10 protein-coding genes are annotated in these 12,839 nt (G+C 63.9%); 6 read left to right on the plus strand and 4 right to left on the minus strand.

Annotation, left to right across the window (positions count from 1 at the left end; translation table 11 throughout):
• Positions 1 to 16 precede the first annotated feature (16 nt).
• On the minus strand, positions 17 to 1,822 hold the full coding sequence (gene lepA / locus EGM87_RS12870) for a translation elongation factor 4 (RefSeq protein WP_025547480.1): 1,806 nt from the start codon (positions 1,820 to 1,822) through the stop codon (positions 17 to 19).
• A gap of 187 nt (positions 1,823 to 2,009) precedes the next feature.
• On the opposite strand from lepA, the gene EGM87_RS12875 reads away from it, so the two are divergent.
• Positions 2,010 to 2,780 carry a CsgG/HfaB family protein gene (locus EGM87_RS12875; RefSeq protein WP_025547481.1) on the plus strand — a complete coding sequence of 257 codons (771 nt, stop codon included), beginning with the start codon at positions 2,010 to 2,012 and terminating at the stop codon, positions 2,778 to 2,780.
• A gap of 102 nt (positions 2,781 to 2,882) precedes the next feature.
• Here EGM87_RS12875 and EGM87_RS12880 read toward each other — a convergent pair.
• Positions 2,883 to 3,634 (minus strand): IS5 family transposase gene (locus EGM87_RS12880; protein ID WP_148564693.1). Its coding sequence is split into 2 segments (ribosomal slippage): positions 2,883 to 3,304 and positions 3,304 to 3,634, totalling 753 coding nucleotides; the frame shifts between segments, so codons are not numbered across the junction.
• Positions 3,635 to 3,688: 54 nt separating this feature from the next.
• Positions 3,689 to 4,204, minus strand: a complete 516-nt coding sequence (locus tag EGM87_RS12885; protein WP_137710202.1) for a hypothetical protein — start codon at positions 4,202 to 4,204, stop codon at positions 3,689 to 3,691.
• Between the two features lie 128 nt (positions 4,205 to 4,332).
• On the opposite strand from EGM87_RS12885, the gene EGM87_RS12890 reads away from it, so the two are divergent.
• The 3 genes from EGM87_RS12890 (at position 4,333) to EGM87_RS12900 (ending at position 8,641) form a co-directional block, all read left to right on the plus strand.
• The gene (locus tag EGM87_RS12890) at positions 4,333 to 5,853 is read left to right on the plus strand and encodes a fumarate hydratase (protein WP_137710201.1); all 1,521 of its coding nucleotides are present in this window, start codon (positions 4,333 to 4,335) and stop codon (positions 5,851 to 5,853) included.
• A gap of 409 nt (positions 5,854 to 6,262) precedes the next feature.
• Entirely contained in the window at positions 6,263 to 7,180 is a 918-nt protein-coding gene (locus EGM87_RS12895; RefSeq protein ID WP_044660371.1) for a DMT family transporter, read from the plus strand.
• Positions 7,181 to 7,276: 96 nt separating this feature from the next.
• Positions 7,277 to 8,641: a methyl-accepting chemotaxis protein gene (locus tag EGM87_RS12900; protein WP_025547487.1), complete on the plus strand. Its 1,365-nt coding sequence runs from the start codon at positions 7,277 to 7,279 to the stop codon at positions 8,639 to 8,641.
• 277 nt (positions 8,642 to 8,918) lie between these two features.
• Here the strand turns inward: EGM87_RS12900 and uvrB are convergent, their stop codons facing one another.
• Complete coding sequence (uvrB, locus tag EGM87_RS12905) at positions 8,919 to 11,102, minus strand: excinuclease ABC subunit UvrB (RefSeq protein ID WP_137710200.1); 2,184 nt, start codon at positions 11,100 to 11,102, stop codon at positions 8,919 to 8,921.
• A 341-nt stretch (positions 11,103 to 11,443) separates the two neighbouring features.
• On the opposite strand from uvrB, the gene EGM87_RS12910 reads away from it, so the two are divergent.
• Together EGM87_RS12910 and EGM87_RS12915 are read left to right on the plus strand one after the other, a co-directional pair.
• Positions 11,444 to 11,989: a DUF3617 domain-containing protein gene (locus tag EGM87_RS12910; RefSeq protein ID WP_137710199.1), complete on the plus strand. Its 546-nt coding sequence runs from the start codon at positions 11,444 to 11,446 to the stop codon at positions 11,987 to 11,989.
• Between the two features lie 109 nt (positions 11,990 to 12,098).
• Positions 12,099 to 12,602 (plus strand): DUF3617 domain-containing protein, encoded by a 504-nt coding sequence (locus tag EGM87_RS12915; protein WP_137710198.1) that lies wholly within the window; start codon positions 12,099 to 12,101, stop codon positions 12,600 to 12,602.
• Positions 12,603 to 12,839 lie beyond the last annotated feature (237 nt).

The following is a 12,839-nucleotide window of genomic DNA, read 5'->3' on the forward strand; positions in this document are numbered from 1 at the left end:
TGCACCGGCAGGAGCCTCAGTTCTCATCCCCCATGCGCAGCGCGGCAATGAAGGCTTCCTGGGGGATCTGGACGGACCCATATTCGCGCATCCGCTTCTTGCCCTCCTTCTGCTTCTCCAGCAGCTTCTTCTTGCGGGTGATGTCGCCGCCATAGCATTTCGCAGTCACGTCCTTGCGCATCGCGGCGATCGTTTCGCGGGCGATCACCTTGCCGCCGATCGCCGCCTGGATCGGAATCTTGAACAGGTGGCGGGGGATCAGGTCCTTCAACCGCTCGCACATGCCGCGCCCGCGTGATTCGGCGGTGCCCCGGTGGACGATCATGCTGAGCGCGTCCACCGGCTCATTGTTGACGAGGATGCTCATCTTGACGAGGTCGCCTTCCCGCGCCCCGATCTGATGATAGTCGAAGCTGGCATAGCCGCGCGAAATCGACTTCAGCCGGTCGTAGAAATCGAACACCACCTCGTTGAGCGGCAGTTCATAGGTCACCTGCGCGCGCCCGCCGACATAGGTCAGGTTCTTCTGGATGCCCCGCCGGTCCTGGCAGAGCTTCAGGATCGAACCCAGATATTCGTCGGGGCAGTAGATCACCGCCTCGATCCACGGCTCCTCGATATAGTCGATATGGTTGGCGTCGGGCATGTCGGCGGGGTTGTGCAGATGCCGCACCGTCCCGTCATTCATGTGAATCTCGTACACCACCGACGGCGCAGTCGTGATCAGGTCCAGATCATATTCCCGACTCAGCCGCTCCTGGATGATCTCCAGGTGCAGCAGCCCCAGGAAGCCGCAGCGGAAGCCGAAGCCCAAAGCCGCCGATGTCTCCATCTCGAAGGAGAAGCTGGCGTCGTTCAGCCGCAGCTTGGAAATCGATTCGCGCAGCTTCTCGAAATCATTGGCGTCGACCGGGAACAGGCCGCAGAACACCACCGGCTGCACTTCCTTGAAGCCGGGCAGCGGTTCCTTCGCCGGATTCTTGACCGTGGTGATGGTGTCGCCGACGCGGGTCTGGCTGATGTCCTTGATCTGCGCGGTGATGAAGCCGATCTCGCCCGGCCCCAGTTCGCCCAGTTGCTCGATCTTCGGCCGGAAACAGCCGACGCGGTCGATCAGATGCTCGGTGCCGCCGATCATGAACTTGATGTTCTGGCCCTTCTTGATGACGCCGTTGACGACGCGCACCAGGATGACGACGCCCAGATAGGGGTCGTACCAGCTATCGACCAGCATCGCCTCCAGCGGCGCCTCCCGGTCGCCCTTGGGCGCGGGGATCTTGGCGACCACGGCTTCCAATATGTCGTCGATGCCGATGCCCGCCTTGGCGCTCGCCAGCACGGCTTCCGATGCGTCGAGGCCGATCACCTCCTCGATCTCGGCCTTCACCTTCTCCGGCTCGGCGGCGGGCAGGTCGATCTTGTTGATGACGGGCACGATCTCATGGTCATGCTCGATCGACTGGTAGACGTTGGCCAGCGTCTGCGCCTCCACCCCCTGCGCGGCGTCCACCACCAGCAACGCGCCCTCGCAGGCGGCGAGCGAACGGCTCACCTCATAGGCGAAGTCGACATGGCCCGGCGTGTCCATCAGGTTCAGCTCATAGGTCTCGCCGTTCTTCGCGACATAGTCGAGGCGCACGGTCTGCGCCTTGATGGTGATGCCGCGCTCCTTCTCGATATCCATGTTGTCGAGCACCTGCGCCGACATTTCCCGGTCGGTCAGGCCGCCGGTGCGCTGGATCAGGCGGTCGGCCAGGGTCGACTTGCCATGGTCGATATGGGCGATGATCGAGAAATTGCGGATGTGCGAGAGATCGGTCATGGCCCGCGCCGATAGCAGCCATTTGAGGGCCTGTCAGCAGGCTCGCACATCCCATGCCCGTTAAGGCTATGGCGGTGATAACCGTTCGCATTACTTGCGCGCCCGCGCGGTTGTGCTAGAGCATGGTGCAAATATCGGGGCGCCACAAAATCAAAACGACTTCAGCAACTTTCAGGGGTGCATGACAATGCGTGTGTTCGCGAAGTTCGTCGCTGCCGCAGCCGGTCTGGCTGTCGCGGCTTCTCCGGCGATGGCCGCCGACAAGGGCTCGTCAGCCCGGCAGCAGCAGGCCAAGAAAACCGCCGAAATTCCTCATTGCACCCGTCGCCTCGGCACGGTGGCCATCGTCGAGCCGGACAACCAGTGGTGGCGTGAGCTGAACCTGGGCAGCCCGGAGGCGATCCTCAAGGTGTTCATCCAGCAGTCGGGCTGCTTCGGCATCGTCAACCGCGGCCGCGCCATGGCCAGCCGCAACATGGAGCGCGCCATGGCGGACTCCGGCGAATTGCAGGCGGGGTCCAATCTGGGCAAGGGCCAGGTGAAGGCGGCGGATTATTATCTGCAGCCCGACATCGTCTCCTCCAACAAGAATTCAGGCGGCAATGCGCTGGGCGGCATGCTCGGCGGCTTCCTGGGCGGCCGGACCTTCGGCGCGCTGGCGGGCGGCATTTCGGTCAAGAAGAGCGAGGCCAATGTGACGCTCTCCATCGTCAACGCCCGCACGACCGAGGAAGAGGCGCTGACGGAGGGCTATGCGCGCAAGTCGGACCTGAGCTTCGGCGGCGGCGGCGGCGCCGGCTGGTGGGGCGGCTTCGCCGCGGCCGGCGGCGGCGGCTACCAGAATACGGAGATCGGGCAGGTGATCGTGCTCGCCTATCTCGACGCCTATACCAAGCTGGTGACGCAGCTTGGCGGCCTGCCCGCCAATGCGGCCGCAGCGGCGCCCCGCGCGCAATAAAGGACGGTTTTGAAGGGAAGGGCGCTGCCGGAGCTTCCGGTGGCGCCTTTTTTTCACCGGTCTCGCCATCCTGCTGCGCGATACTCTAGGGTTTGTGGGGATTCATCGTGAGTTGATGATGGCTGCGGCGAGATAGATCATTGCAGAGAAGCTCTGGTCGGTTTTGCAGGCACGCATAGCGATGCGTTTGAATTCCTTAAGTTTGGAGAAGAAGTTTTCGATCAGGTGACGCCATTTGTACATCTCGACGTCGATCTTGAGCTTTTGGGCGCGGCCGGGATGTTGTGAAATGACAACCTTCGCCCCACGCTGATCAAGATCCTGTACAATCCAGTTGGAATCGAAGGCCTTGTCGCCCAGCAGGGCACCGAACTCAATACCGTCGATCAACGGTGCGACGCCTATGGTGTCGTAGCGGTTGCCCGGCAGCAACTCGAAGCGCACCAGATTGCCCAAGGCATCGGTCAGCGCCAGAATCTTGGTCGTCATGCCGCCTTTTGAGCGACCAATGGCCTGGCCCTGAGTCCCCCTTTTGCGCCCTGGCCATGCCGGTGAACCTTGACGATGGTCGCATCGACCATGGCGTATTCCATGTCGGGTTCCTCCGACAGCACATCGAAAATACGCTTGAAAATATCGGCTTCCCGCCAATCGCGAAACCGCCTGAACGCCGTACTCCAGTTGCCGAACATGGCGGGCAGATCACGCCATGGACTGCCCGTGCGAACAATCCACAGCACCGCCTCCATGAATAGCCGGTTGTCCCTTCCGCTCCGCCCAGGGTCAGTCGGCTTACCCAGACAATGTGGCTCCATCTTTGCCCATTGGGCGTCGGTCAGTACGAAACGGTCCATCCAGAGCGTCAATCACATCTCCCAACAAATGGGAATCCTAAATCCCCACAACCCCTAGCCTTCCCATGTCCTGAGCGCCCGTTCATAGCGTTTTGCCGCTGCGTCGCGGGCTTTCTCCAGCGGGTGCCTTTCGGCTTGATGCCGTTTTTCCAGGTCCTGACGCGCGCGCCGAAGGGCGGCTTCGCGGCGGGCCAGTTGACGGCGCTCCGCTTCCTGCTGACGGTCGAGAGCCGCCAATGCCTCCTCCGCCGCCTCCAGCGGTGCGCGGTCGGGGCGGGGCCTGGGCCTGGCCGCGCCGCGCGCCTTCGCCTTTCTGGGGCTTGCGGGCTTCTCCTCAGGCAGCGCGGCGAGATGTTCCGCCATGGAACCGCGCGGGCGCCTGATGACCTGGCCTGGATGGGCGAGCGGCTCGGCCATGAGGGCCGGATCGGTCACGACCTCCGCCATCCCGCGGGCGAAGAGATTGGCGTCGGCGCCCCAGGCCTCCAGCGCCGCCTTCTGGCTGGGCGCGGCGACATAGGCGTCGTGAAAGCCGATGGCGGTGCGATAGGTCTTGAGCGCGCGGGGCATGGGCGGGAAACGCCCGGGACAGGCGGCCGGCTCCCTGCCGCTACTGGACTCACGCGCGATTCCCTACTAGCCGCTCCCCTGCATGGACCCGCCGTGCGGAGCGGGCCTTAGATTAGGGACCAGGGTAGATGACCGTCATCAAGACCGCCGATCTGATCGAGAGCGTGGCCGACGCGCTCCAGTTCATCAGCTATTATCATCCGATGGATTATATCCGCGCGCTGGGCAAAGCCTATGAAGCGGAGGCCAATCCTGCGGCGAAGGACGCCATCGCCCAGATCCTGACCAACAGCCGCATGTGCGCCGAGGGGCATCGCCCGATCTGCCAGGACACCGGCATCGTCAACGTCTTCATCAAATGGGGCATGGACTGCCGGCTGGACGATAACAGCCGCTCCATGCAGGAGGTCGTGGATGAAGGCGTGCGCCGCGCCTATCTGAACCCGGAGAACCGCCTGCGCGCCTCGATCCTGAAGGACCCCGCCTTTTCGCGCGTCAATACGAAGGACAACACGCCCTGCGTGCTGAATGTCGAGATGGTGCCGGGCGACAAGGTCATCGTCGACGTCGCAGCCAAGGGCGGCGGGTCGGAGAACAAGACCAAGTTCAAGATGATGAACCCCAGCGATTCGATCGTCGACTGGGTGCTGGAGATGGTGCCGCAGATGGGCGCGGGCTGGTGCCCGCCCGGCATGCTGGGCATCGGCATCGGCGGCACGGCGGAAAAGGCCGTGGCGCTGGCCAAGGAATCGCTGATGGAGCCCATCGACATGGGCGAATTGAAGGCGCGCGGACCGCAGAACGAGATCGAGAAGCTGCGCATCGAGATTTTCGACAACGTCAACGCGCTCGGCATCGGCGCGCAGGGGCTGGGTGGCCTCGCCACCGTGCTGGACGTCAAGATCTACGACTATCCCTGCCATGCGGCGGGCAAGCCGGTGGCGATGATCCCCAATTGCGCGGCGACCCGCCATGCGCATTTCACGCTCGACGGCTCGGGTCCCGCCTATCTGGAAGCGCCGAAGATTTCGGAATGGCCGCAGGTCGACTGGAAGCCGAGCAAGGAGGCGATCCGCGTCGACCTCGACACGCTGACGCAGGAAGTGGTGCAGAGCTGGAAGCATGGCGACCGCCTGCTGCTCAACGGCAAGATGCTGACCGGGCGTGACGCGGCGCACAAGCGCATCCAGGACATGCTGAGCCGCGGCGAGGAACTGCCGGTCGATTTCAAGGGTCGCGTCATCTATTATGTCGGCCCGGTCGATCCGGTGCGCGACGAGGTGGTGGGCCCGGCCGGTCCGACCACGGCGACCCGCATGGACAAGTTCATGGACATGATGCTGGAACAGGGCCTCGCGGCCTGCGTCGGCAAGGCGGAGCGCGGCCCGGCGGCGACCGACAGCATCGCCAAGCATAAGAGCGCCTATCTGATGGCGGTCGGCGGCGCGGCCTATCTGGTGGCGCGGGCGATCAAGGCGGCCAAAGTGGTCGGCTTCGAAGACCTGGGCATGGAAGCGATCTACGAGTTCGAGGTGCAGGACATGCCCGTCACCGTAGCCGTCGACAGCGAAGGCCAGAATGTCCACCGTCTCGCCCCGCTGGTGTGGCAGGAGAAGATCAAGAAGGAAGGCCTTCTCGAAGGGGTGTGAGGCTCGCCCGATCCTCCCTGTCGGGAGATGGGGAGGGAACCGTTTGCGAAGCAGATGGTGGCGGGGAATCGGCGCAAGGCAGCCGAATGGAAGGAGCGTCGCGCAGGCACGGGAATTGCAGCGCGCTTTGGCGCATCCGAAATCGCGCTGTGAACAGCATCCGGTCGGGCTTTTGTGCTGGATTCCACTGCGCCTCTGTCCGGTTCGCTATGGAGCCGGACAACGGCTTTCATGACCATGCCGAGCAGATGGCGCAGGATGCCCAGCGTGACGCATGGGCGCGTTCTCAGGGGGTTAAGGGTGCTCTGGATCAAGGCTCATGACATAATCCGGGATTTCGACGATGTGGCGCGGCATATTCTGCACCACGGTCGCGCATTTCCCCTCCACCATTCCGGGAAGGACTAGGATGGCGTTTCCCATCTGGCTTCCGGCGACGCTGCTGGCGGGAGCGACGCAGGCCTGGCGGACGGCGGTGCAGCGCCGGGTCAGCAAGGAACTGTCCGTCAACGCGGCGGGTCTGGTGCGCTATCTCTACGGCCTGCCCTTCGCGCTGATGCTGCTGGCGGGCTATCGGCTGATCTATCCCGGCCCGCTCCCCTCGCCCGATCCATCGTTCCTGCTGTTCTGCCTGGGGGGCGGACTGGCGCAGATCGTCGCGACCAATTTGCTGATCATGGCCTTCGCCCATCGCAATTTCGTCGTCGGCACGGCTTATTCCAAGACGGAGGCGGTGCAGGGGGCCATCCTCTCCTTCCTGCTGATGGGGGAGCGTCTGCCCCCCTTGGCCTGGGCAGGGATCGGCTGCGGCGTGGCGGGCATCATGCTGCTGTCGGTCGGCGGCAAAAAGCCCGGCTTCCTCCGCGCGCTGGGGCAACCGGCCGCGCTGTGCGGCATCGCCTCGGGCTTCTTCTTTGCGCTGACCGCGATCGCCATCCGGCGGGGAACGCAGGAGGTGGACGCCGGTGGCGCGAACGCGGACCCGGTCCTGGCCGCGCTGATCGTGCTGGTCGTGACGGTCGCCATGCAGACGGTGATGCAGGGCGGCTTCCTGCTGCTGCGCGAGCCCGGCGAAATGCGCAAGGTGCTGCACGGCTGGCGCATTTCGGGGCAGGTCGGGCTGTTGTCCGCCCTCGGTTCGGCATGCTGGTTCACCGGCTTTGCGACTGCGCCGGTCGCGCTGGTGCGGATCGTCGGGCAGGTGGAGGTCGCCTTCACCCTGGGCTTCGGTCATTTCTACCTGGGCGAACGGATGAAGCAGAGCGAGGTCATGGGGCTGGTGCTGGTGGCCACCGGCGTCGTGCTGGCGCTGACTGGCGCGCTGTAACGGCCCACCGCATCGATAACGGATATTTTACCAACGTCCGATAGCCCGGACGGCGTGGAAAACCAGGCAAGAACCCGGAACGTCGAACAGGCGGTGATGAAGGTGGCCAAGCTGTCCGGCGACCTGGGCATCCGCACGCTCGATCTGCAGGCGGACATCAGCGAGCTGGCGGATCGCGTCACCAATCAGGCCCGCACGATCGAGGCGATCAGCGGCGCGGCGGCGCAGCTTTCCCGGGATGGCGAAAGCGTGTCGCTGGCGGGACAGGATGCGCGCGAAAAGGCTGTGGCCGCGCGGAGCATCATCCAGGATTCCGGGCGCCAATTGTCGGACGCCAACAGCAATTTCGTCGACCTGATCGAGCGGGTGAGCAGCGTCCACGCACAGCTTGACGGCTTTCGCGAGGCGTTGAAGACCGTCGCCCATGTCACCAGCGTGATCAGCGGCATCGCCAGCCAGACCAATTTGCTGGCGCTCAACGCGACCATAGAGGCGGCGCGCGCAGGCGATGCCGGGCGCGGCTTCGCCGTGGTGGCCGCAGAGGTCAAGAAGCTGGCGCAGGAAACCGCGACCGCCACCCAGACCATCGATCAGTCCATCGGAGCGCTGACCGGCGAGGCGGGCAAGATGCTGGAGGGCATCGTCCACGGCGCGGAAACCGCGCGAACGGCGCTTAACGACACCAAGAATATCGAACTGCTGGTCGAACGGCTCGGCGCGCTGATGGAAGACCTGTCCAGCAACAGCGAGGGGGTGGCCGAACGCATCGCCTCCATCGTCGGATCGGCGGGCGAGATCCGCGGTGGGCTGGCGGCGCTGGCGAGCACCTCCACCGACAATGCGGGGGGCCTGCAAAGACTGTCCGGCCGCATCTCCACTGCCAGCGACGACACCAACCGACTGCTGCAACTGGTGGCGGAAAGCGGCGTGGAGATTCCCGATACGCCCTATATCGATTTCTGCCTGGATGCCGCGCAGGCGGTAAGCGACGCGCTGGAACTGGCCGTTGTCGAGGGCCGGCTGACGGAAAGCGAATTGTTCAGCGAATCCTACATGCCGATCCCCGGCACGCAGCCGGTTCAATATAGCCATCCGGTCCAGCCGGTGCTGATCCCCGCTGCGCGGGTGCAGCAGGAAAGGGCGCGCGTCTTTCCAGGGCTGTTCGGCATGACCTTCACCGACCGCAACAGCTTCGGCGCGGTCGCGATGCCGGAACGGTCGCATCCGCAGCGGCCGGGCGACGACAACTGGAATTTCGAATATTCGCGCCAGGGCCTGATCTTCGACTTCCCCGACACGCGCGAGCAGTGCAGGATCACCCAACCCTTCTGCATCAAGGCCTATCGGCGGCTGAACGCCGTGGGCGAGGTCATATTGCTGAAGCAGGTCATCGCCTCCATCCATGTTCGAGGACGGCATTGGGGGATTTTGCAAATGGCCTATCAGGACCAGGACAGGTGAGATTTTCGGCCTGAAGGGTCGGGAGCGATCTTCGCCGCGTTCGGAAGACGGAGCGGCGTATGGAAGCCCCATTCAAACGCCACCATGATCTGCGGAAGGCGGGTGGATCGCGGCCATTCCGCTATTCTTGAGGCACAAAGTGCTCCTGCGAAGGCGGGAGCCCAGTTCCACGACACGATGGTCCACAGACGGCGGAACCGGGCTCTGACGAACCACGCGTCTTGTTCGAGCGCCTTCGAGGAGCATGGCGGGTTCGAACAAGAAACGGACAGCCCCCCTAACGTCCGAACTTCTTCTGCACCTTCCCGTAGCGCAGTTTGCGCGTTCCCGGCTTGCCCTCGGTCGCCCGTCCTCGCGGCGCCGCCACCTGCTGCCCGGCGGGCAGGCCAAGCTCTTCCGCCTCCAGCTTGCGGATTTCGTCCCGGATGCGTCCGGCCTCCTCGAACTCCAGGTCCGCCGCCGCAGCCCGCATCTGCTTTTCCAGATCCTCGATATAGGCGCGCAGATTGTGGCCGACGAGGTGCGGCCTGTCCTCCAGCCCGGTGTCCACCATCACCTGATCCTTCGACGCGACATGGGCGATGATGTCGCCGATGTTGCGCTTGATCGTGGTGGGCGTGATGCCATGTTCCAGATTATAGGCCATCTGCTTCTCGCGCCGGCGCGACGTCTCGTTGAGCGCCCGCTCCATCGATCCGGTGACGCGGTCGGCATAGAGGATCACCCGTCCCTCGACATTGCGCGCCGCGCGCCCGATCGTCTGGATGAGCGAGGTTTCGGAGCGCAAAAAGCCCTCCTTGTCCGCGTCGAGGATCGCGACCAGCCCGCATTCGGGGATGTCCAGCCCCTCGCGCAGCAGGTTGATGCCCACCAGCACGTCATAGACCCCCAGCCGCAGGTCGCGGATCAGCTCTATGCGCTCCAGCGTCTCGACATCGCTATGCATGTAGCGGACCTTGATCCCCGCCTCATGCATGAACTCGGTCAGATCCTCGGCCATGCGCTTGGTGAGCGTCGTGATCAACGTGCGATAGCCCTTCTTCGCCGTCTCCTTCGCCTCATGGATCAGGTCGTCCACCTGGTCCTCCACCGGCTTGATCTCGACAGGGGGGTCGATAAGGCCGGTCGGACGGATCACCTGTTCGGAGAAGGTGCCGCCGGTCTGCTCCATCTCCCACGACCCGGGCGTTGCGGAGACGCTGACCGTCTGCGGCCGCATCGCGTCCCATTCGTTGAAGCGCAAGGGCCGGTTGTCGATGCAGCTCGGCAGGCGGAAGCCATATTCGGCCAGCGTGATCTTCCGCCGATGGTCGCCCCGCGCCATCGCCCCGATCTGGGGCACGGTCTGGTGGCTTTCGTCCACGAACAGCAGCGAATTTTCCGGCAGATATTCGAACAGCGTCGGCGGCGGCTCGCCCGGCAGACGGCCGGTCAGGAAACGCGAATAATTTTCGATCCCCGCGCAGGAGCCGGTGGCAGCGATCATCTCCAGGTCGAAATTGGTCCGCTGCTCCAGCCGCTGCGCCTCCAGCAGCTTGCCCTCGGCCTGCAATTCCTTCAGCCGCTCCGCCAGTTCGAAGCGGATCGCCTCCATCGCCTGCTTCAGCGTCGGGCCCGGCGTCACGTGGTGCGAATTGGGAAAGACCTTCACAAAGTCCAGGCTCGCGACCTTCTTGCCGGTCAGCGGGTCGAATTCGACGATGTCCTCTATCTCATTGCCGAAGAAGCTGACCCGCCAGGCGGTGTCCTCATAGTGCGACGGGAAAATCTCCAGATTGTCGCCCTTCACCCGGAAATTGCCGCGCGCGAACGCCGCGTCGTTGCGCTTGTACTGGAGCGCGACCAGCTTTCGGATGATCTCCCGCTGGTCCTCGACCTGCCCCTTCTTCATCGCGAAGGTCATGGCCGAATAGGTTTCGACCGAGCCGATGCCGTACAGGCAGGACACCGACGCCACGATCAGCACATCGTCGCGTTCCAGCAGCGCACGCGTGGCCGAATGGCGCATCCGGTCGATCGCCTCGTTCACGCTCGACTCCTTCTCGATATAGGTGTCGGAGCGCGGCACATAGGCTTCAGGCTGGTAATAGTCGTAATAGCTGACGAAATATTCGACGGCGTTTTCCGGGAAGAAGCTCTTGAACTCCCCATAAAGCTGCGCGGCCAGTATCTTGTTGGGCGCCAGCACCAGAGCGGGCCGCTGCAACGCCTCGATCACCTTCGCCATGGTGAAGGTCTTGCCCGATCCGGTGACGCCCAGCAGCACCTGGTCCTTCTCGCCAGCCAGCGCGGTTTCCACCAGTTCGGCTATGGCGGTCGGCTGATCGCCCGACGGCTCATAGTCCGACACCAGTTTGAACGGCCTGCCACCCTCGCTCTTTTCCGGGCGCGCGGGGCGGTGGGGGACGAAGCCTTCGCCGGTCTCCGGCTCGTCCAGCGTGGTGCGGATCTGGATAGACATAAGCGGAATATGGGGCCTTTGGCTTGAGACGCAATCGGCTTCACGCTCTCTTATGCCGGGAAGCGGCAAAGCCGCGCGCCTCCGCCCTTTCAGGGCTTCGGTTCGAACAGCCCTTCGGACGGCGACGGATAGACCGCCGGCTGGTCACCCTGGCGCGCGAAGAGCCGAAGTAGGCCCTTCTCCATCTTCCCAGTCCATCAACGCTCACCCGATTGTCGAACACGCATAGCATCGGAATTAGAACAAATAAAGAACATATGGCTTGCCCATTCCGCATTGCATCCTCCCCCTCCCTTGATATGGTCGCGCCCTAAACGGCGTGGAAACAGGGAGAAAAGCTTATGCGTCCGACACTCTCCATCCTGATCGGCCTGACGGGAGCGACCGCCCTGCTCGCGGCGTGCGGCGAAAGGAAGGCGAGCGAGCCGCAAACCCGCGAGGAGGTCCGTCAGGAAGTGCAGAAGGTCCAGCTCAAGCCCGGCCAGTGGGAGGGCAGCTATGAGCTGGAGGACATCGACATGCCGAACATGCCCGGCGGCGGCGACCAGATGAAAGAGCAGATGAAGAAGATGATGAGCCGCACCTCGATCAAATATTGCGTCTCGCCGGAGGAAGCCGCCAACCCCAGCGGCAAGATGTTCTCGGGGCAGGAGAACAAGGACTGCGCCTACAAGGGCTTCGACGCCAGCGGCGGTTCCGTGAAGGGCGAGATAAGCTGCAAGTCGCAGGGCGGCACGATGAACGCCGTCATGTCCGGCAGCTATGCGCCCGAAAGCTATGAGATGCACATGGACATGAAGATGACCGGTGCGCCCAACGGCATGAACATGAGCATGAAGGCCAAGACCAGCGGCAAGTGGATCGGCACGACCTGCGCGGAGAAGTAAGGGCAGGCGACGTGAGCGAAGCGCCTGCAGGCGATAGCAGATTCCTCTTGCGCTTTGCACGGCTTGGCGCGAGCCTGCACCGGTTCCAACAGAGAACAGGGGAGAGGATATGCAGAAATTCGCGCTGGCGGCCTTGCCGCTTGGGCTTGCTCTCGGCTTGGCCGCCTGCGGCAGCAAGCCGGAACCCACGCCCGAAACGACGGAAGCGCCGATCGTCATGAAAGCGGGCGAATGGGCGCTGACGCGCAAGACAACCGGCTATAATACCCCCACCGTCACCCCGGCCGAATATCAGGCAGCGCTGAAACAGGTGAGCGAGGACAAGACCTGCATCGCCGTCGATGCCGCCGGCGTGCCGGACGCCAATGCTCTCGCCGGGGATGAGGGCAAGAACTGCACCTACAAGGACAAGCTGATCCGCAAGGGGCGTCTGATCGCTACGCTGAGCTGCACATCCGGCAAGGGCACATCCGAAATCGTGCTGGAGGGCAATTTCACCGCCGATACGCTGACGCTGGGCAGCACCATGACGAGGACCGAGGGCGGCCAGCCCGTGCTGCGCACCACCCATGACGTCACCGGCAAGCGTGCGGGGGAATGCACCAAGGCGTGACGATAAGGACCGGGCGTGGTTCTCCAACTGTGCCCGGTCCGCAAAGCCCGACGGCGCGGCGCCTTCCTTTCGCGGGATCTCCGGCCTTTCGGAGCATGGCGCGCGGCCCTCGCGGCGATCGAAGGCTGCCGGCCATTATCGCAAGCGCGGGGATGCTTTCCGAGGCGATGGAATTGCGGATCGAGAGCGGCGGATAAGGGGCGGGCGGAGAGCAGCATGGGGGCGAACATGCTGCCG

The sequence above is a fragment of the Sphingobium sp. RSMS genome (assembly GCF_005406185.4).
GTDB classification, from domain to species: domain Bacteria; phylum Pseudomonadota; class Alphaproteobacteria; order Sphingomonadales; family Sphingomonadaceae; genus Sphingobium; species Sphingobium fuliginis.